Source organism: Bradyrhizobium sp. AZCC 1610, from assembly GCF_036924515.1.
Taxonomy (GTDB): Bacteria; Pseudomonadota; Alphaproteobacteria; order Rhizobiales; family Xanthobacteraceae; genus Bradyrhizobium.
Map to the genome: position 1 here is coordinate 1,418,962 of NZ_JAZHRR010000001.1, position 20,058 is coordinate 1,439,019.

General features: G+C 60.9%; 13 protein-coding genes. 8 read left to right on the forward strand and 5 right to left on the reverse strand.

Annotation, left to right across the window (positions count from 1 at the left end; genetic code table 11):
- Positions 1-133 precede the first annotated feature (133 nt).
- Together V1279_RS07015 and V1279_RS07020 are read left to right on the forward strand one after the other, a co-directional pair.
- Positions 134-493: a hypothetical protein gene (locus tag V1279_RS07015; protein WP_334433767.1), complete on the forward strand. Its 360-nt coding sequence runs from the start codon at positions 134-136 to the stop codon at positions 491-493.
- Positions 494-1,463: 970 nt separating this feature from the next.
- On the forward strand, positions 1,464-2,822 hold the full coding sequence (locus V1279_RS07020; RefSeq protein ID WP_334433769.1) for a metal-dependent hydrolase family protein: 1,359 nt from the start codon (positions 1,464-1,466) through the stop codon (positions 2,820-2,822).
- Between the two features lie 238 nt (positions 2,823-3,060).
- On the opposite strand, the gene V1279_RS07025 is transcribed toward V1279_RS07020, so the two are convergent.
- The 3 genes from V1279_RS07025 to V1279_RS07035 all read right to left on the reverse strand — a co-directional run bounded on the left by V1279_RS07025 (position 3,061) and on the right by V1279_RS07035 (position 6,955).
- A complete protein-coding gene (locus V1279_RS07025; RefSeq protein ID WP_334433771.1) occupies positions 3,061-4,596 on the reverse strand; it encodes a sensor histidine kinase in 1,536 nt (511 codons plus the stop codon).
- Positions 4,593-5,312 carry a response regulator gene (locus tag V1279_RS07030; protein ID WP_334433773.1) on the reverse strand — a complete coding sequence of 240 codons (720 nt, stop codon included), beginning with the start codon at positions 5,310-5,312 and terminating at the stop codon, positions 4,593-4,595. The genes V1279_RS07025 and V1279_RS07030 overlap by 4 nt, the downstream gene beginning before the upstream one ends.
- A 1,112-nt stretch (positions 5,313-6,424) precedes the next feature.
- Positions 6,425-6,955 carry a DUF992 domain-containing protein gene (locus V1279_RS07035; RefSeq protein ID WP_334433775.1) on the reverse strand — a complete coding sequence of 177 codons (531 nt, stop codon included), beginning with the start codon at positions 6,953-6,955 and terminating at the stop codon, positions 6,425-6,427.
- Between the two features lie 386 nt (positions 6,956-7,341).
- On the opposite strand from V1279_RS07035, the gene V1279_RS07040 reads away from it, so the two are divergent.
- Positions 7,342-9,642 carry an MHYT domain-containing protein gene (locus tag V1279_RS07040; RefSeq protein ID WP_442894737.1) on the forward strand — a complete coding sequence of 767 codons (2,301 nt, stop codon included), beginning with the start codon at positions 7,342-7,344 and terminating at the stop codon, positions 9,640-9,642.
- 84 nt (positions 9,643-9,726) lie between these two features.
- Here the strand turns inward: V1279_RS07040 and V1279_RS07045 are convergent, their stop codons facing one another.
- Together V1279_RS07045 and V1279_RS07050 are read right to left on the reverse strand one after the other, a co-directional pair.
- On the reverse strand, positions 9,727-10,923 hold the full coding sequence (locus V1279_RS07045; protein WP_334433779.1) for an acetyl-CoA C-acyltransferase: 1,197 nt from the start codon (positions 10,921-10,923) through the stop codon (positions 9,727-9,729).
- Between the two features lie 492 nt (positions 10,924-11,415).
- Positions 11,416-12,204 carry a response regulator transcription factor gene (locus tag V1279_RS07050; protein ID WP_334433781.1) on the reverse strand — a complete coding sequence of 263 codons (789 nt, stop codon included), beginning with the start codon at positions 12,202-12,204 and terminating at the stop codon, positions 11,416-11,418.
- 511 nt (positions 12,205-12,715) lie between these two features.
- On the opposite strand from V1279_RS07050, the gene V1279_RS07055 reads away from it, so the two are divergent.
- From V1279_RS07055 to V1279_RS07075, 5 genes are all read left to right on the forward strand, one after another.
- Positions 12,716-13,303 carry a hypothetical protein gene (locus tag V1279_RS07055; protein ID WP_334433783.1) on the forward strand — a complete coding sequence of 196 codons (588 nt, stop codon included), beginning with the start codon at positions 12,716-12,718 and terminating at the stop codon, positions 13,301-13,303.
- A gap of 302 nt (positions 13,304-13,605) precedes the next feature.
- Positions 13,606-14,394 carry a hypothetical protein gene (locus tag V1279_RS07060; RefSeq protein ID WP_334433785.1) on the forward strand — a complete coding sequence of 263 codons (789 nt, stop codon included), beginning with the start codon at positions 13,606-13,608 and terminating at the stop codon, positions 14,392-14,394.
- A gap of 141 nt (positions 14,395-14,535) precedes the next feature.
- Positions 14,536-16,470: a hypothetical protein gene (locus tag V1279_RS07065; RefSeq protein ID WP_334433787.1), complete on the forward strand. Its 1,935-nt coding sequence runs from the start codon at positions 14,536-14,538 to the stop codon at positions 16,468-16,470.
- Between the two features lie 120 nt (positions 16,471-16,590).
- Positions 16,591-18,621 (forward strand): type I secretion system permease/ATPase, encoded by a 2,031-nt coding sequence (locus tag V1279_RS07070; RefSeq protein WP_334433789.1) that lies wholly within the window; start codon positions 16,591-16,593, stop codon positions 18,619-18,621.
- A 41-nt stretch (positions 18,622-18,662) separates the two neighbouring features.
- On the forward strand, positions 18,663-20,042 hold the full coding sequence (locus V1279_RS07075; RefSeq protein WP_334433791.1) for an HlyD family type I secretion periplasmic adaptor subunit: 1,380 nt from the start codon (positions 18,663-18,665) through the stop codon (positions 20,040-20,042).
- Positions 20,043-20,058 lie beyond the last annotated feature (16 nt).

Below are 20,058 nucleotides of genomic sequence, written 5' to 3' on the forward strand. Positions count from 1 at the left end.
CGAGGTCAGGTTGGCGCTACCGTCGATCGTCGGCCTCTGCTTGCCGAACAGCCAGGTCTGCAGCTGCAGTTGCGCTGGACTGTGCGCTCAGATTTGAATCGCCTCCCTACAGTCGACCGTCTATGGTGTGCTTATGTCGCGCATCGTGTTTCTGTCGATTGCTATCGTCCTGTCGCTGCTGCCAGTCATCGCGCAAGCTGCGCCAGCTCATAAACGGCCGGCGCCACGCTGGCACGGCTACGGCTTTCTGCCGGGCTATCATCAGCCACCGAATAACAGCCTGCCAGCTTACGCCCAGAAAGCTTCGGTTTTGTGCATGGCGCGCCGCAACCGGCGTCCCTGGTATATCGATCCAATCCCAAGTTATTACGGGTACGACGGCGATTGGCACTATTTCGGCCGGCCTGGCTTTTACGGCGGTCGGTACAATGGCGGCAGCTTCGGCCCTTGCTGGACGCGGACGCCGATCGGGCCGATCTGGAATTGCGGCTGATCAAGCTATTGCTTGAAGACTGCATCCGTTTGCCGGCAACGGCGGCTCACGGCGCAGCGCGGACCTGCTACGGCTGAGGTGGACGTCCCAAGACCCAAAGCGGACATGGGCGGGCAAAGAGGAGAGGCCGTAGATCAGCGACGGCTCGCCACAAGCTCCTGATGTCCACTCCATTTAGGGCGGGACTATTGTCGGCAAGGGAGGGTGCTGAAGCAGCGATCAACGCTAGTCCAGTAAGCGCCGGCGATGCCTTGAGGAATGTCGACCAGACGCTGCCTTCCATTGTGTCAGGTTACCTGTCGTTTGATTGGCCAAGAGTACACGCTATAGTTGGTATTCACCAGCTAGAAGCGCTGCCCTCGATTTTACCGGTTTCGTTTGATGAATTTCCGGCGATCGAAGACCTGCGCTATCGCACTGTAAGGATGTGCCACACACGTTAGATTACGTAGAGGACGCCGTTATGAGAAAGGCCAACCACCTTGCTCTTATCATCTTAGTTCTTTGTCTTTGCGCGCCCACCATGCCGACTGTCTCGACAGCACTGGCACAAAGCGTGACGATCGATCGTGACGGCGTCCGCATCGACCGAAGATCGCGTGGAATCGATCGGCGTGAGGCAATACGCATCGCTCAACGAAACGGTATCGATCGCGTGAGAAGTGCGAGTATGCGAGGACGACATTGGATTGTTAGCGGCGAAACGCGCCGTGGGCGCGACCTTTTGCGACTAACGATCGACGAGCGATCCGGCCGAGTTGTCGGAAGGCGATATATTCATCGCTAGGTTTGGATCGGGGCGTAGGAAATGTGTGACGAGATTGAGTTGATTTCATAAGCGACCCTGCCTGCGACATTCGCTCGAGCGAAAATGCCTACGCATCTTGGGGCGTTTTCTTCAACAGATGCAAAAGATCACGCCAACCATCATAGGCTTTGAACTTCGGGCGGAAACAGAGAGGCGCGCGAAATGAGCAAAAAGTTTCGACAAGCCGCATTTTCATCGCTGCTTTCGGCCCTGTCGATTGGTTTCTGTCAACCAAGTGGCGCACAGGATCAATCCGGCGTCACGCTTTTCGAGAACGTTCGCATCTTTGATGGAAAAAGCGTCGCGCTCTCGGCTCCGTCCAATGTCCTAACCAGAGGCAATATTATCGAACGCATCTCGACGGCCCCAATTGCGGTCGATCGCCGCGCCGATACACGCATCATTGCTGGCGGTGGACGCACACTGATGCCCGGCCTGATCGACAACCATTGGCATGCGATGTTGATCCGGGTCACACCAGCACAGTCGTTCGGTGACGTCGGCTACAACAATCTCCTGGCTGGTGCCGAGGCGACAGACACCCTGATGCGCGGCTTCACTACCGTTCGCGACCTGGGGGGACCGGCGTTCGGTCTCAAGAGCGCCATCGACGAGGGCATCGTCAAGGGCCCACGCATTTATCCGTCCGGCGCCGTCATTACTGTCACGAGCGGGCATGGGGATTTCCGCCAGCTCACTGACCTGCCGCGGACGATCGGCGGCATGCTCACCCGCATGGAGCAGACCGGCGGCGCAATGGTTGCGGACAGCCCCGACGAGGTGCGCGTGCGCGCCCGCGAACAGCTCATGCAGGGCGCCTCCCAAGTCAAGTTGACGGCGGGCGGCGGAGTGTCGTCACCCTTCAGTCCGATCGACGTGACCACCTTCACCGAACCCGAACTGCGCGCCGCGGTTGAAGCGGCCGAGAATTGGGGCACGTACGTCGCCGCGCATGCCTTTACCTCAGCGGCGATCCGGGGAGCTATTGCGGCTGGCGTGAAGTGTATCGAACACGGCTTCCTGATGGACGAAGCAACAGCCAAACTGATGGCCGAGAAGGGCGTTTGGCTGAGCATGCAGCCTCTCCCCGAGGACTTGAGGCTGGGCTTTCCTGTGGGCTCCGTCCAGCGAGCCAAGGCGGATGAGGTCTGGCCCGGCATAGCAAGGTCCTACGAATTGGCGAAGAAGTACAAGATCAAGACGGCGTGGGGCACTGACGTCCTATTCTCTGCCGCGCTGGCACGCCAACAAGGGGCAATCCTGGCCTCGCTCGCTCGCTGGTACACCCCCGCCGAAGCGCTGATCATGGCGACATCGACAAACGCCGAACTGCTGGCGCTGTCCGGCAAGCGGAATCCTTATCCCGGCAAACTCGGCGTCGTGGAACAGGGCGCACTCGCCGATCTGCTGCTCGTCGACGGTAATCCGTTGGACAATATCGGCCTCATTGCCGACCCCGCTAACAATTTCAAGATCATCATGAAAGACGGAAATATCTACAAGAATACGCTTGCCCGTTAGACAAGGTTCTTGTGAACAGGGCGTCTAGACGGCCGATTTGCAACGATCCATGCTTGATCTGGGAGGCATAGCGAGCGAAGCAGAAGCCGACCTGGCAGCTGCCGATTGTGAGAAAAGTGCATAAGAGGTCACTGCTCCTGCGCGTCCGCTTTGAGTGCAAAGCGAAGGCCAGCGTCCATAACAACTGACGCGCGTTCTATCTCTCCGGCCTTTCGCGCATCGGCGGTCTGCTGGGTGATCAATATGATTTCGACGCGCGCGGCAAGATCGTGGCCACCGACGAGGGTTTTGCCGATTCGAGAGCGTTGGTAACGTCCTTTGCTCCTGCGACCGGGCGGCTGATGGGAGGAGGCGGCCCGCCGTCCAGCGCTGGCAGGCTAATGGTCGCCTGTAGCCCCTTCTGCTTGTTGGTTAAGATCATATCGCCGCCGTGGTGGCGGACAATGGTCCGGGCAATGGAAAGGCCGAGACCTACGCCTCCAGTTTCGCGGTTCCGCGAATTCTCCATCCGGAAAAATGGCGTAAAAACCTGCTCTTTGGCATCGTCTGGAATACCGGGGCCGTCGTCCGAGACGGTGATTTCGACACTATCCGCTTGCCTTTCCACGCTGACGCGCGCTCGCTCGCCATACCGGATGGCATTTTCGACGAGGTTGCGGCACGCGCGGCGCAGTGCGTCCGGTCGGCAGCTGTAGCTGATCTTCTGTCCCTCGGAGAAAGAGACGTCATAACCGAGTTCGGCGAGATCGTCGCAGAGACTTTCCACGAGAGCCGAGAGGTCCACGGTCCGCGTGTTTTCGGCGGTTGCGTCTTCGCGAGCGAATGCGAGAGTCGCCTCTGTCATCGTTTGGATCTCGGTAATTGTGGAGAGCATTTTCTCGCGGACGTCATCGTCGGGCACGAATTCCGCACGCAGGCGGAGCGAGGTCAGAGGTGTGCGCAGATCATGGCCGATCGCGGCCAGCATTTTGGTGCGGTCGTCGACGAAACGATGCAGGCGCGCTTGCATGCGATTGAATGCCTCGGCGGTGCGTCGGATATCGTCGGGGCCGGTTTCCGGCAGCGGTACGACCTCCTGACCACGGCCGAGGGCTTCGGCCGCTACGGCCAGGCGGCGCAATGGTTGGGCGATGCCTCGAGCGGCGAATACGGCAATGATCGACAACGACAACGCGGAGAGGCCGAGTGCCAAGGTGGATTTGGAGGTCCAGAAGCCGTCTTGCGCGGGTTTGGCAAATGCAGTGTTCAGCCATGCACCGTTCGCCAACCGAACGGCCAAGCCCATGCCGGTGGAGTCATCGAGATAAAGAAATTTCGCTGGTCGAGACAGCGGCCAAGCTTCCGGCTTTAAATCGATCCACTGCGAGGAGGTGGCGCTATCGCTGCTGGCATTATTTCGGGCGAAATCCGGTCTCGCCTCAGCGGGTACGGTATGGCCGGGAAAGGACACGCGCGGCAATGGCTGAGCCAAACGCTCCCATGCTTCCTCTCGCCACGCGGAGGCATCCTTCAGACCGTTGGTCGATATCCAATATCTCGCCGTACTGGTGTTGCTGGCGTTAAGGATATCGGTTTGAAGCGCCGGAGGCGTCGCCTCCAAGACCCGGGCGAGCGAGGCGCACCGGCTGAGTATCTCGCCCTTGGCGGTCTTCCGAATCGTCTGCCCGTGCTCATCCCACGAAATGAAGAACACGATTGCTTGTGACAGCATCAAAGACAGCAGTGTGAAACAGATGAAGCGGGCTGCAAGACTGCGCTTCCACAAGCTCATCATGGCTGCTCGACCTGCGCGGCGAGGCTGTATCCACCGCCCCAGTGAGTCTTGATCAATGCTGGTACTTTCGGATCAGCCTCGATCTTCTTCCGCAAGCGGCTGACTTGATTGTCAATGCTCCTGTCGAATGGATCGGCATCTCGGCCGACCGTCAGGTCAAGGAGCTGATTGCGGCTGAGGACCAGGCCCGGATGATCGAGAAATGCGCACAAGAGGCGGAACTCCGCCGTGCTGAGCGGTACTGCGACGCCGTCGTGTCCAACCAACTCGCGCCGGCTGACCTCGAAGGTCCACCGATCGAAGCGCACGACCTTGGTCGCGAGCCGGCCCTTTTGCGGCGGCAGGCTTTGGACTCGTCGAAGCACTGCTTTGATACGGGCGAGAAGTTCGCGGGGATTGAATGGCTTGCTCACATAGTCATCGGCACCTACTTCCAGGCCGACGATTCGATCGGTCTCCTCAGCCATCGCAGTCAACAGGATAACGGGAAGGTCGGTGGTGCTGCGCAGATGGCGGCACAGGGACAGTCCGTCCTCGCCCGGCATCATGATGTCAAGAACCACCAGGTCCAGAGCACTTCGTTCGAGCAAACGGCGGAGTGCAACAGCGCTCTCCGCAAGGCTGATGCGGTAGCCATGCTGCATCAAGTATTTGCCGACCAGATCGCGAATATCGCGATGATCGTCCACGACGGCGATGTGAGGTGCCGAGTCCATCTAGTTTGCTCCGTCCCGGATCATACTGAAGTCCTGCACCCAACCCATCGGAAAAGTGTAACCAAATGTATCGGCCGCGTATGATCGACTGAAATCAAATGCTTGTGGCTGGCTGCACTGACAGCGTCGCGGCATCGGATCGGGATCGCAGGATCCCGATGCCGATGCCGGCCGATCCGAGCGGGAACCGGCCTCATGTGCATGATTCCCCGATCTGGCTGAAATAATTTAGGCCCAAGCTGTCGCAGAACGTTGTCCCGGTGCGCCATCTTTGTCGCAAATTGTCGCAGACCCGCATGCCTGTTCAGACTTGATGCAACTTAAGAAGCCGCATTGCGAGCAAGGTCATTGAAGAGCGGATGACAGGAGCGGTGGCCATCACCTAGGCCGCAACTGTCGCGAACTATGCAAGGCAGCATTCCTGAGACAGATCGCGACAATTCCCGGCAGCGGTCGGCAAAGTTCTGCGACATCCTGATTTCATCGTGCGCACGCTCAACGAAGCAGGAGCGTTACATGTACGATGCGATGCACGCCGTTTCCCACGGGGCAGTTCCGGAAATCTCGAAAGGCTCATCGGCCGAGGGCGATGACGATTACGCCAGACCGAAGGGACTGTTTCTTCGCAGAGCCGCAGTGCGGATAAGTTGGCTGCTCGTTTTCGTGTTGCGGAATGCCTCGACCTCGACCACACCCCTTGATTTGATGGACTGCGGAGATCGCGCGGCTGTTTCGCGCCTCGTGACGGAGGACGACTGTTTGACGTCCGCGCAGAATCCTAAGTTCGTGTGCAGAGTGCCCAACTTTACTTCTTGCGGATCATGTCCTCGCATCAGTCACGAAAGCTCATCCTCTGGGCCGATCAGCCCGACTGCCGTCGCATGCAAACATGATGACGTCTTGCCCGAGCCGGCTTGAAGTCGCGATGCGCCGCATCGTCGCTTCGCCGGCACAGCGCCGCTGCTGGGCACGGCCAACGGTGGACATGCTCATGAGGACCGAGAGGCAGGCATGGCCACCCAAGGCTTACACCCAAGGCTTAACAGCCAAGGCTTGCCGGCAATAACTGTGGATGCTGCCAGTTCTGCTTTAACTCGCCGGTGATGGCGTCGTTACTTGGCTCTGCGACCTGTGGGGGCAGCGGCCGGCCGCAGTTCCAGTGTGGATACGCCCGCCGCAATGTTCACGCCCGTCTGCGCCTGCACGGACACCGGCTGCATGATAACCGTGCGGTCCGAGCCTCCGACCAGGACGTTGGCGCTCGCTCCGGCGCCGACCGTGCCGCCGGCGGTTGCACCCGTATAGGTTCCCGCCAACGCCGCCTGGCGCAGCGTGGTCGGCGCAAAAATGGCCCAGGCCAGCTGGCCGCCGGACGTGGCACCGATGTCGAGGCCAAGCGTGCTAACGGTGCCTTCATAAGCCTCGCGCGCCCTGCCTCTCGCCGATGCATAGATGCAGCTCAGTTGCCGCTGTCCCCCGACGACGAGGCCGACGCCGGGCGATATGTTGCAAGTGAGCGTGCCGACCCTGGTTCGCCCGGCCTCCTGAGCCGTGGCCGGAACCATAGTTAGGGTGAGTGCCAGGGCGGCGCATCCGGTTGCGAGACTGTTCAGCATTGCTCTGTTCAACGTTGCTTTGGTCATGGGCGGCTCTCCATCGACGTATTCTGAGAATCCCTCAATGCGCACCGGCATGGCGATGTTCCCGTTGCTCGCAGGGCAGGACGACCAGACGGGAAGTCCTACCGGTCGTGCGCCAAATTGCACCTGCAATCCCCGGTGGTCGCGGCTGGCTGGCTTAGGGGCAAAGTGCCAAGCTATTGAAAATGTTAGGGGCATTTTTGGCATTTTTTCAAATGCCCCTTGAAATCGTTGAATAGCCAAGCGGTTTTGGATTCCGCCATTCGGAGGTTTCGATCCCTCCCGGCCCGGCCCGGCTTTTCGCTGAACTCTTCAAATATTCGGCACCGGAACAATGCACTGTTGGAAAAACGGTGCTATTCAGATGTTCTCACTGCGTCGTCGACGGAATGCATCACCATCCAGGCTCCCATGACCCCGTTCTTGTCGCGCTGTCGGTCCTGATCGCCGCGCTATCCTCGTATACGGCACTGGATCTCGCGACTCGCATGCGGGCCGCTTCAGGTTCCGCCAGCCTGGGCTGGCTCGGGGCTGCGGCAGTCGCCATGGGCGGCGGCATCTGGTCGATGCATTTCGTGGCCATGCTGGCCTTTAGCCTGCCCGGCGTGGATATTTCCTACGATCCGCTCCTCACGCTCCTCTCGCTTGCCATTCCCATCCTGGTCGCGGCAGCCGCATTCGTCGTCGTAAGTCGGCGGTCGAACGCGCTCGTCGTTTCCGGCATTGGAATGGGGCTCGCAATTTCCGGCATGCACTACACCGGCATGAGCGCCATGCGGATGGCGGCTTCCATCCACTACGATCCCGTTTGGGTCGTGCTTTCCATCGCCATTGCGATCGGAGCGTCCATCATAGCGCTGCGCCTCGCTTTTCACATGACGAGCGTGCTCGAGCGCATATCGGCGGGAGCCGTCATGGGCGTGGCGATTTCCGGGATGCACTACGCAGCCATGCGGGGCTCCTCCTTCGTTCCCGCGGATGTCGTCCTTGGCGCCGCAGCACACGGCTCGGTGGGACAAGCGCCCCTCGCGTTCCTGATCGCCGGCACCACGATTGTCGTCCTTATGACGGGGCTTGCTGCGGCCGTGTACGACCGGTCCTCGGCAGAACGAGCTGGTCGCGAAGCCGAGGCGCTCAGGCGAAGCGAGGAGAAATTCCGGCTGCTGGTGGAGGGTGTGGCCGATCACGCCATCTTCATGCTCGACCCCGAGGGACGGGTGGCGAACTGGAATCTCGGCGCGCGCCGGCTGATCGGCTACGGCGACGAGATCGTCGGGACGCACTACGCCATCCTTCACACCGACGAGGAGCGCGACTCCGGAATTCCTGATGCCGTGCTTCAGGACGCAAAGCGGGAAGGCAAGTCGACAGGCGAAGGCTGGCGCGTTCGCAAGGACGGCAGCCGCTTCTGGGCCGAGACGACGATTCGCGTGGTGCGAAACGAGCGGGGCGAGACCATAGGCTTCGCCAAGATCGTTCGGGACGTGACGGAACGCCGCCGAGACCAGGAAGCGCTGGAGCGCACGCGCGACGCGCTCGCGATATCGCAGAAGATGGAGACTATCGGACAGCTTACCGGCGGCGTGGCCCACGACTTCAACAACCTGCTCGCCGTGATCCTGGGCAGCCTCGAACTCGCGAAGAAGCGCCTCCAGCCGGAAGATCCCAGGATTCACCGGCTCCTCGACAACGCGATCCAGGGTGCCCTCCGGGGTGCCTCGCTGACCCAGCGCATGCTTGCATTCGCGCGCAAGCAGGACCTCAAGCCCGTCGTCGTGAATGTCCCGGAGCTGGTGCGCGGAATGGCAGCTCTCTTGAAGTTTGATCCGGGCATCCGGGTCGAGACCCGTTTTCCGATCGAACTCGCAAATGTGAAGGTCGATGCCAACCAGCTGGAGCTCGCGATCCTCAACCTCGCCGTCAATGCGCGGGATGCGATAACGGCGGGCGGCGGGGTGATCAGCATCGCCGCACGCGAAGAGCATGCCATCGACGGCCTTGCGGAGGGACGATACGTCGCGCTCTCGGTCAGCGACACCGGCTACGGCATGGACGAGGAGACGCTGAAGCATGCGCAGGAGCCGTTCTTCACGTCCAAGGGTGTTGGCAAGGGAACAGGTCTCGGCCTCTCGATGGTGAAAGGGTTGGCCGAACAGTCCGGAGGCGTGTTGCTGCTGAAGAGCCACATCGGCGAAGGGACCACGGCCGAGATCTGGCTGCCCGCCTGTCGGGACGAAAAGGTGCCGGTGCCCCAGGCGGCTGAGCCGTCGCGCTCCGCATCCCGCAGCGGTCGACCCATCTCCGTGTTGGTCGTCGATGATGACCTTCTTGTTCTCGACAGCATCGCTGCGATGCTCGATGATCTCGGCCACGCCGTGATCGAGGCGCGCTCCGGCGAGGAGGCAGTCCGGCTGCTGCCCCGAATGCCGAAGATCGATATCGTGGTGACCGATTACGCCATGACGGGAATGAACGGGCTTGAGCTTGCCGAGGCAGTGGCCGCCGAGCGTCCCGGCACGCCCGTAGTGCTCTGCACAGGATATGCCGAGCTTCCAGGCTCCACGCAGCCTCATCTGCTGCGCATTTCCAAGCCGTTCGACCAGACGGCGCTGGTGGCCGCCATCGAGGAGGCAATGCGCGTACAGGCCGAGATGCGCTCGGTTTTGACCTTACACCCGAAGAGAGCCTAGCACGCGAGGCCGCGGCCATTTTTTCTCCAGCCCTGGCACCGAGCGACACCGTTCATGCCGCCCGCATGGCGTTCAGTCGCCCGATCAGCGAACGGAACGCTCGATGGCGATGGCGGTCGCCTCACCGCCACCGATGCAGAGCGCAGCGATGCCGCGTTTCAGGTTCCGCGCTTCCAGCGCATGCAGCAGCGTCACGATCAATCGCGCGCCGGTGGCGCCGATCGGGTGACCGAGTGCGCAGGCGCCGCCATTGACTTTGAGTTTTTCTCTGGCGATGCCGAGATCCTTCTGCGCCGCCATCGCCACCACCGCGAATGCTTCGTTGATCTCGAACAGGTCAACGTCGCTGACGCTCCAGCCGACCTTGTCGAGCAGCTTGCGGATGGCGGGGATCGGCGCGGTGGTGAACCATTGCGGCTCCTGGCTGTGGGTGGCGTGGCCCTTGATCTCGGCCAGCACCGGCAAGCCGTCGCGGTCGGCGAGCGAACGCTTGGCGAGAATGAGCGCCGCGGCGCCGTCGGCATTGGCGGAGGAGGCGGCCGGCGTGATGGTACCGTTGGCGCGGAACGCGGGCTTCAATCCGGGAATCTTGCCAGGGTCCACCTTGAGCGGATGTTCGTCATCGGCGACGACGCGCGGACCGGCCTTTTCAGTGAGTGTGACCGGCGCGATCTCCGCCCTGAACGCGCCGCCCTCGACCGCCTTGCGCGCCCGGGTCAGCGTCTCCATGGCATAGGCGTCCTGGTCCTTGCGGGTGAACTGATAGGCCTCCGCGGTGGCCTCGCCGAAGTCGCCCATCGAGCGGCCGGTCTCGTAGGCGTCTTCCAGCCCGTCCATCATCATGTGATCGATGATCCGGTCATGGCCGGCGCGATAGCCGCCCCGCGCCTTGGCCAGCAAATAGGGGGCGTTGCTCATGCTCTCCATGCCGCCGGACAGCACGATTCCGGCTGAGCCCGCATTGATGATGTCGTGCGCCAGCATGGTGGCTTTCATGCCGGAACCGCAGACCTTGTTGACGGTGGTGGCGCCGGTGGAGTCGGGCAGTCCGGCGCCGCGCGCGGCCTGTCGCGCCGGCGCCTGACCCTGTCCGGCCGGCAGCACATTGCCCATGAAGACCTCGTCAACGCGTTCCGGCGCGAGTTTCGCCCGCGCCAGCGCGGCGCCGATCACGTGCGCACCGAGCCTGTGCGCGCTGAAGGGGGACAACTCGCCCATGAACCGGCCAAGCGGCGTGCGTGCGGCGGAAAGGATGACGACGGGATCGGGGCTTGCGGACATCGCGGGTTCTCCTGTTTCGGTCGCTGTTATATGACGATAATCATATACAGCGGGATTGCAATGGGATGCTGCCGCTTTCCGCAGCGATGCGCTCCCTGAAAGACCGCCGGAAATGGTGGAAATTGAAGCAGCCCGGCGCATCCTTGCGGAGCCGTCGCGCGCGCCTTGCCGAAGGTCTTCGCGCGGCCTGCCTTGTCATCGATGCGGGTGATCGATGGGCCGCAGGCGCGCCATTGGCCGCCGCCCGGCCCGGTCCTCTTTCGGAACCCCTGTCCCTACCGTGAATCGTGGCGGGAGCGAGGACGTGGGAACAAGCGGGAGTGCGAAAGCCTCTGCGGTACCCGGTCTTCCCTGGATCGATGTATCGGAAGGATTAGCACCAATGATCCGGGGGCTTCTCCAACGCGCTCATTGTGGAACCCACCGGGTGCTGATTCAGTTCCGCAGGGATGGCGCAATGGCGCTGCGGGACGCAGTGCCGAAAATTCATCGCTAGTGAGATATCGACGGCTTGACTGTCATGGATGAATCCACGGGAACCAGTTCGATGGCGCTTTCCGAGCAGACGTGCGCCGCGGCGATCGCGACCTGGGTCCGGTTGCTTACGCCCAGCTTGCGCATGATTTCGCGGACATGGACTTTCACGGTCGTTTCGGTCATGCCGAGCTTGCGACCGATCACCTTGTTGGGGTCGCCCTGGCAGAGACAAGCAAGAACGGCGTACTGCCGCTCGGTAAACTCGGGCGCGTGCCGCGCGCCGTTGGAGCCGTTCGAACCGTTGAAGCCATGGTCGCGCAGCACGCTGGTAGCCGCCTTGCCGTCGAAAAGGGAGACTTGCTGCTCGTAAAGGCCGTCGTCCGGCCCGAGAGGTGGTGCCTGCATCTGGAGTTCAGGCCCCGGAAGCGGTTGCTCCGGGGAAAGATCGGGCAGTCTATATTCGATGGGCGGCGAAGCGCTGAAGGTCTGGCTGGCCATGATGGCGCTTGGCGGAAAATAAGTGCCGCCGTGAAGCACGAACGAAAGGGCCTGCAACGCAAGCTCGGGTACCATGGAATTGCTGAAGTAACCTTGGGCCCCGCAACGCATTGCGGCGAGAACGGTGGAGGGATTTTCATCGTCGGAGACGATGGCGAGCGCTGCGTCACGCCGAAGCGTGTGCAATACCTGTATCTCGGCGAAGACCTCATGGGGCGAGGGAGCGCCGACGCTGTAAATCAGCATGTCGCATACGGCGCGCTGGACAAGTCTTGTGTGGGCTTCGTCGGGGTCGAGCGAAATCAATTCGACGCTTTCGTTACGGGCCCACGGACTTAAGAAGCTCTCTGCGCGAGCTCGTCTGAAGGCCATCGCGTCTACAAGGAAAACTGTCTTCTTAAATGGGACCGACATAACGCGCCCCTTTACATTACGTCCAATGACTATGGTGATTACACTCTATGACTATCGATAGATTGCTTCCGGATGTTCTAGGTCGCTATGAAATAGATCACTTAGCATCTTAATTGTGCATAAAAGTTTATACATGTTGTGACGGAATGCCAAGAAGCTTCATTTGGCATGCCAAGAAACGTGAGTGTGACAAGAAGTCGTCGGGAACAAGGGAACTGCAGCAAGATAGCAGCAAGAATGCGACATTCTCCTGTAGTGATTGCAGAAGAAAACCCGCCCAACCTTCGCTACTATATCTTTCGATATGTACTTCGTTGACGATCTTTCGATACGTACTTCTTTGGCGACGAAGCCGGTACGATTAAATGATTAAATGAATCGGCCTGCATCTGCGGAAATTGCCATGTTTGTCAGCAAACTGCCTCCAAAGCCTGACTTTGACATGCTCGCTGCAGCAGCTCCCGCTTCGGCGGATCGCCGCACATTCGTTCAGGCCCTGGTGGGAAACCTGATCTGCAGCTGGTCGAATAACGAAAGCCTTTTCATCTACGTGCTGATGATTCTCCTGCGAACCGATGAGGCTTCCGCCGCAGTCGTGTTCGCGACATTGAACACGACCCGCGCGAGACTCGATCTGATCCAGCGGCTGGCCAAGATCAGGGTTAGCGACAAGGCTCTGTCGAAAAGTCTGACGGCTCTCATCGAGCGCTTTTCGGAATCCACCAAGGTTCGCAACGAACTGAATCACTGCATGTTCATTTTCGATTCCTCGGGCGCTATCACCCACACCCAGTCGATGCGTTTGATGGAAACACGGTCGAGCCTGAAGTTCGGAGAGATCAAGGCGCTGGACGAAAGCCGTCTGCAGGAGATGGTGCGAACGACCCACGACATGACGAAGATCAACCGCGAGATCTGGGATCTGCTGCCGCGCCTTGAAGCGCATGTTTACGGCGTGAAGCCCCAAAGCGTGCCGCGCGACGCGGCTTAAACGGTCCGGCGACGACGGATGGTCACGTTTCGTCCCGCTGCTGTTCACTCCAATACTCATTCGTTCTGAGCGCCAACCGTGTCGATGGTTGATATCGCAAGATACAGCGACGGATCGAATGCGTGCATGTTGTTGTCGAAGATGTGGCGGCATTCTGACCGGGCCGACATTCGCAATAATGCGGGTGCCGGCGGTCGGAAGAAACCGACATTGAAGAGCACCGCCGCGCTTCGAAGACCGCAGACTCAGAAGATCAGCGCTCTCCGTTCCGCCCGCGATGCTCCAAACCACAGGAGCTCGTCATGTCTAATTTTTGGGATCCCGATCAGGAGCAAAGCCAGGACCAGAAGCAGGACCAGTTGCAGGCGCAGGCCAATCTCCAGGCTCAGTTGCAGGGGCAGGGCCAGGGTCAGGGTCAGGGCCAGGGTCAATTCCAGGTCGCGGTACAGTCGCTCGATTCCAAGAGCGAGAACGATAACAAGAACGAGAACGATAACGATAACGATAACAAGAGCGAGAACTGGAACGCCAACGGCAACCTCAACCTCAATGCGAACAAGGTCGACAACGAGCTCGACAACGAGGTCGATAACGACGTCGACAACAAGATCGACAACAAGGTCAGCAACACCGTCGAAAACAAGGTTGACGTTGACGTCGACGTCGACGTGAAGATCGATCTCGGCATCGAGGGCAGCCTGGCCCCGGTCATCGATCTCCGCGACTTCGACACGAAGGGCTCTGTGGTGATGCCCGACGTGGTGAACCAGAAGATGGACGACGGCAACCAGTTCAATATTGATCAGGTCAACAACCTGGTCGATATCGACCACAACCAGTCGTCTGCCACCTACACCAGCGGATCCGGCTATCCGGGCTCCGATTTCGAGATGGACGCCAAGATCACGGGCGGCACGTCCTCGCTCACCGCCAACGACATTGCTGAGCGTGCCAACGTGTCTTCCAGCGCCGATGCAGTTATCAACCAGTCGGCGTTCGACCAGAACATCACGCAGGGTGCCAACATCCAGTTCAACAGCATCACCATTCAGGCTGCCGGTGACGCTCTGACGGATAGCGATCTCGGCTAGTTTTGCGTACCGACCCGCGCGGCGTTTGCCGCGCGGGTCATTTCTTCTCAAGTCATTTCAGTTCAGTCGCCGCAGTTGCCGACAAGAAACTGTGGGGTCGTCGCGCGGCCCTGACGGTTCGCGGCGACAGGGGAGGTTCCCATGGCGTCAGCTAGCTTCGTCGAAATCATTTCCCATTTCGCTGGATATCTGCAGATCTTCGAGGACATCGCTCGCGATCGCACCCAGTACGATGAGACGCTCGCGCCCGGTCCCTCCGCTGACTTCACGACGCTGCGACCGAATTACAATCATCGCTACGCGCCTGACGACCTGGACAGTGCGGGAGGGCCATGGCCGGCGCCATTGGCCGACGATCCGATGGATGTGTTCCGCGGCCGTCCGCTCAAGCTGCACAAAGGCCCGCAGGATCCCGATTTCGATTTCTTTCCGACGCCGCTGAAACCGAACATCGTGCTCCCGGCAGCGGGCGGTGGCGGCGGTGGAGGCGGCGGGGGCGAGCTTAACATCAGGGTGACGTACGAGAACGGCGGCGCGCAGACACAGCTTACGGTCCACCAGCGTAACTTCATGCATGACGAGGACGCCAACCTACCGGCGGATTTCCTGGCTGCGGCCGAGCCCTTGATCATGAGCCTCAACAGCGATGCGATGGACACCATCAAGGAGTTGGTGGCCAATGCCAACGCCGAGGTTCCCCCCGATTGGTGGATGCCGCAGAACGATGCCGTCCTGCCGGATTTCATCACCACCCACGACGCCGCCTGGGCGGACCGCGACGGCACGCCGGACGATCATTCCGTGCCTGCCGGTTACTATGTCAACGGCGAGCTGCAGGAACCGCCAACGGAGCCGAGGCCGCCGATCGAGCTGAAGGAGTTGCCGGACACCGGCGACGGCCCCGGCCAATGGGCGTCGATGGGCGGCAACTCCAGCATCAACGCGGCGCTGCTGGTCGATATTGGCGAGGGCGCCCGCACCATGGTGGTGTTGGGGGATTACTTCAAGACCGACGCCATGTTCCAGACCAACACGACCATCGACAACGATCAGGTCAGCGTGTCGGGCGGGGAGGGCACGCCATCGGTGACCAGCGAAGGCAATGTCGCGACCAACATTGCCAATTTCGTCCAGAACCCCAGCCTCTACGCCGAACTCCCGTCCTACTGGGCGGGGCCGAACTGGATCGTCGATGTGGTCGACGGCGACTACTACAGCGTCAATGCGGTGAGCCAAACCAATTATCTCTCCGACAACGATGTGGCAGCGCAGGTCAGCAGCGAAGGCCACTACAACCTCGTCGGCGGCCACAATCAGCTCGGTAATCTGGCTCAGATTTTTGATGGTGACATTCAATACGACCTGATCATCATCGAGGGCGCCTATCACGGCATGAACGTGATCTTCCAGAATAACATCCTGTTGAACAACGACAATATCGTGATGTCGGCCGACGGCACCGATCCGTCTCAATCGGTGAATTCGGGCCACAACAGGCTGTTGAACGAGGGAGCTATCGAGAATTATGGCGGCGACAACTTCGACACGCTGACCCCGGGCCTCCAGCTAATCCTGGATCTGCTGGCCTCCGGCGTGACATCGATTGATCCCGAGCTGGGCAGTGCCATCGCCGGCAATGGCGGCCCCCTGCGCGTGCTCTATGTCAAGGGAGACTACTACGACATCAATGCGGTTTGGCAGACCAACATCACCTCCGACATCAACGTGCTGTATCAACTGCAAAACGAGCCGTCGGCCGATCTGATGGCGCTTGATCCCGACGCGGGCGTAACGCAGTCGGCCAGCACCGGCGGCAATGAACTCACCAACGACGCCGCGATTGTCGATGTCAATCCCGACGTCATTTACGTCGAGGGAGAAATCTACACCGACTCCATTCTGGTGCAGGCCAACCTGTTGCCGGTGGACCAGGATGATGCGGTCAATGGCGACACCGATACCCTGGTGACTGAACTCATCGCGTTCGTCGACGACACCCAGGACCAGAACAACGCGAGCCCGGCTGTCGTTACCAATTCGGTGCAGGCAGATCCGATGGCGAGCGTGCTGCATTAGCGGCAAGCAGGATGTTTTGTTTATTGGAAGTAACGGAGTTTCCAAATGTGGGGTTGGGATAATCGTCCAGGTGCAGCCGGGACCTGGCGCTTGAGAGAGTATGACGAAGCAACGCCGCATATGGCAAAGATAATTCCGCTTCGTCCATGGTTTGATCAGCCCCCTCCGCAGGCCAAGGATCCGCCGGTCGAATCTGCGGACGAGAAGGCAGCTCCGGCCGTAGCCAAGGTCGCGGACCCGCCGGCGGTCCAGCCATCCCTGCGGGAGGAAGCCAAGACCCCGGCGCCGGGATCCACCGTCGTGATCGAGCAACAGACTCCTGCGCCCCCGCTGCAGCGTGGCGGCGACAGGGACGGTGGCGGCTCCTCCGGCGGTGGTGGCGGCGGCGGAGGCGGTGGCGGCACGCCGCGGCTCCAAAAGCGTTCCGGCGACAATGAATTTCGCGACGTACTCGGCAAGGGGCTTGCGAACACCCGCCGCAACCTGGTGACCGTGGGGATATTCTCGATCGCGGTCAACCTGCTGGTGCTGGCGATTCCGATCTACCTGTTCAACATGTCCGATCGCGTGATGACCAGCCGCAGCACGGACACGCTGGTGATGCTGACCATCATCGTGGTCGTCGCAATCGCGGCGCATGTGCTCATGGATATGATGCGCCGCGTCATCCTGATGCGGGTTGCGGTGGAGACCGAAGCCAAATTGGGCGGACCCGTGCTGAGCGCTGCCGCCAAATCCGCGCAGAGTGGATCCAGCCGCGAATTCCAGACGCTGGCCGACCTGCAGCATTTGCGCGCGTTCATCACCGGTCCGGTGCTACTGACGATGTTCGATACGCCGGTATCGCCGGTCTATTTCGCCGTTGTATTCCTGATCCATCCGCATCTCGGATTCATCGTACTGGGCGCAGGCGTCGCGTTGGTCATTGTGGCACTGGTCAACCAGCGGGTGACCGCGATCCCGTTCAACCAGGCGAACAATTACGGAGCCAGGGCAAACCTGCAGGCGGAATCGATGGCGCGCAACGCCCAGGTCATCAACGCCATGGGCATGATTCCCGAAGGTGTGCAGGTGTGGGGGCGCGAAACCGTGGAGTCCCTGAAGGCGCAGGTGATCGGGCAGGACCTAAACATCCTGATGACGGGCGTGTCGAAATTCCTGCGACTGTGCACCCAGATCGCGATCCTTGGCTGGGGAGCATGGCTGGCGCTGGAGAGCGAGATCACCAGCGGCATGGTGATCGCGTCCTCGATCGTGGCGAGTCGGGCGCTGGCGCCGCTGGAAGGCACCATCGAAGGCTGGCGCAACTTCGTGCAGGCGCGTTCAGCCTATGCCCGCATCAGATCCCTGCTGCTGAACTCGCCGCTCAACCTGGAGCGGCTCCGGCTGCCGCGTCCGGCAGGGTACCTCAGCGTCGAGCGCATACTCTACGTGCCGCCGCCGAACAAGAAGGTGATCCTGAACGGAATCAGCTTCCAACTGAAGCCCGGAGAATCCCTTGCCATTGTCGGAGACTCCGGTACCGGCAAAACCATGCTGGCCCGCATGCTGGTCGGATCCATCATTCCAACCGCCGGCAGCGTAAGGCTGGACATGATGGATCTGCGTAACTGGGATCCGCGCCAGTTCGGCGAGAGTGTCGGCTACCTGCCGCAGGATGTGCAATTATTCCCTGCATCCATCAAGGCCAACATCGGCCGGATGCGCGAAGACGCCCGCGACGAGGATGTGTTCGACGCGGCCGAGGCCGCCGACGTGCACGAACTGATCTCGGGCTTCGCCCAGGGCTACGAGACCATTGTTGGCATGGACGGCAGTCCGCTGTCGGGCGGCCAGCGCCAGCGCATCGGGCTGGCGCGCGCGTTCTACGGCAACCCGCGCCTGCTCGTGCTCGACGAACCGAATTCGAACCTGGACGCCAATGGCGAGCGGGCGCTCGCCAAGTCGCTGCTGCGCGCCAAGGAAAAACAAATCACGGTAGTGACGATCACGCAGCGCGCGGCGCTACTCATGAGCGTCGACAAGATCATGATCCTGCATCAGGGCGCGGTGCAGGCTTTCGGCAGCCGCGACGAGATCATTCCGATGATCACGGGACGCAAGCCGAACAATATCCCGACCGGGCCGGGCGATCCGCCTTCGTTGAATTGATGTAGGCGTCGGCCGGGGTTTGACAGGAACGAGGTTACGTGATGGCCAACAGGAAAATTGCGAACCGCACCGCGGAAGCAGAGGGCACCTGGTACGATTCGCTGCCGCGATCGACCAAGTTTCCAACGGTTGCCGGCGCGCTGATCATGGCCGTGGTGCTGATGGGGTTCGGCGTCTGGGGCAACCTGGCGCCGATCGCCGGCGCGGTGGTCGCGTCGGGCGTGTTCGTCGTTACCGGACAGAACAAGATCGTCCAGCATCTCGAGGGCGGCGTGATCCGCGAAATCTTCGTGCGCGAAGGCGACAAGGTGGAAGCCGGGCAAGTATTGCTCGAACTCGATGACACCGCGGCGCGCGCGGAGTTGCAGCGGCTGTTCTTGCGCCGCATCAGGCTGACGGCGATAGATGCAAGGCTGCAGGCCGAGATGAGGGAGGAGCCGGAAATCACGCTGCCACCCGACATCGTCAATTGGCTGGCCAATTCGCCCCTGGCCAGTTCGCCCGAGGTGAAGGAAATCGTGGACAGTCAGCAGATGACGTTTACGGCGCGCCGCAACAACCTCAACAGCGACGTCAGGAGCATCGCCGAGAGCATCAAGGCGCTGGAAGAGCGGATCCAGGGATCGCGGGTGCAACTGGACGCCGTCAAGCGCCAGATCGTCTTGCTCGACGAGGAGATCGTGACCAAGGACCGTCTGGTACAGGCCGGACTGGTGCGCAAGCCGGAACTGATGGTGCTGCAGCGGCAGAAGGCCAATCTGGAAGGCGAAGTGGGCCGCATCATGGGCGACATCGGGGATGCCAAGGAACGCATCGCCCGCGCGGTCGAGCAGATCAACGGCGTGCGCAAGACGGCGATCAAGACCGCCGTCGAACAGATGCACGAGATCCGGGGCGAACTGGCCGACGTCCGCGAGCGGATGCTGAGCGCCAAGGGCGTGCTCGATCGGATCCGCGTCACGGCGCCGGTCTCAGGCGTCGTGGTGAAGCTGCGCTATCATACGCGGGGCGGGGTGGTCGAGGCCGGCAAGAACATCATGGAGCTGTTGCCGGTGAAGGACGAACTGATCATCGAGGCGCGATTGCGGCCGCAGGACATCGACAGCGTCAAGCACGGACAGGCCGCGATGGTGCGGTTGACGGCGCTGAACCAGCGCATCACGCCGATGGTCTCCGGCGACGTCGTGTACCTGTCGGCCGATACCCTGGCGGACGAAAAGAAGTCCCAGCAGGTCGGGCCGACCGACATCTATCTCGTCCGCGTCAGGCTCAACAGCGAAGAGAGCCGGAATCTTCCGGGCTTCAGTCCGACGCCCGGCATGCCCGCCGAGGTCTATATCAAGACGGCGGAGCGCACGTTCTTCCAGTACCTCATGAGGCCCATCTACGACAGCTTTATGCGCGCATTCCGGGAGCGCTAGGCACACGACAGCAACT

Bases quoted from the DNA above. Each gene is read 5' to 3' on its own strand.
- V1279_RS07045 (WP_334433779.1), bottom strand. From the start codon at position 10,923: ATGTCCGCAAGCCCCGATCCCGTCGTCATCCTTTCCGCCGCACGCACG.
- V1279_RS07070 (WP_334433789.1), top strand. From the start codon at position 16,591: ATGGCAAAGATAATTCCGCTTCGTCCATGGTTTGATCAGCCCCCTCCG.
- V1279_RS07030 (WP_334433773.1), bottom strand. From the start codon at position 5,312: ATGGACTCGGCACCTCACATCGCCGTCGTGGACGATCATCGCGATATT.
- V1279_RS07055 (WP_334433783.1), top strand. From the start codon at position 12,716: ATGTTTGTCAGCAAACTGCCTCCAAAGCCTGACTTTGACATGCTCGCT.
- V1279_RS07060 (WP_334433785.1), top strand. From the start codon at position 13,606: ATGTCTAATTTTTGGGATCCCGATCAGGAGCAAAGCCAGGACCAGAAG.
- V1279_RS07035 (WP_334433775.1), bottom strand. From the start codon at position 6,955: ATGACCAAAGCAACGTTGAACAGAGCAATGCTGAACAGTCTCGCAACC.
- V1279_RS07015 (WP_334433767.1), top strand. From the start codon at position 134: ATGTCGCGCATCGTGTTTCTGTCGATTGCTATCGTCCTGTCGCTGCTG.
- V1279_RS07020 (WP_334433769.1), top strand. From the start codon at position 1,464: ATGAGCAAAAAGTTTCGACAAGCCGCATTTTCATCGCTGCTTTCGGCC.
- V1279_RS07065 (WP_334433787.1), top strand. From the start codon at position 14,536: ATGGCGTCAGCTAGCTTCGTCGAAATCATTTCCCATTTCGCTGGATAT.
- V1279_RS07025 (WP_334433771.1), bottom strand. From the start codon at position 4,596: ATGATGAGCTTGTGGAAGCGCAGTCTTGCAGCCCGCTTCATCTGTTTC.
- V1279_RS07075 (WP_334433791.1), top strand. From the start codon at position 18,663: ATGGCCAACAGGAAAATTGCGAACCGCACCGCGGAAGCAGAGGGCACC.
- V1279_RS07040 (WP_442894737.1), top strand. From the start codon at position 7,342: ATGCATCACCATCCAGGCTCCCATGACCCCGTTCTTGTCGCGCTGTCG.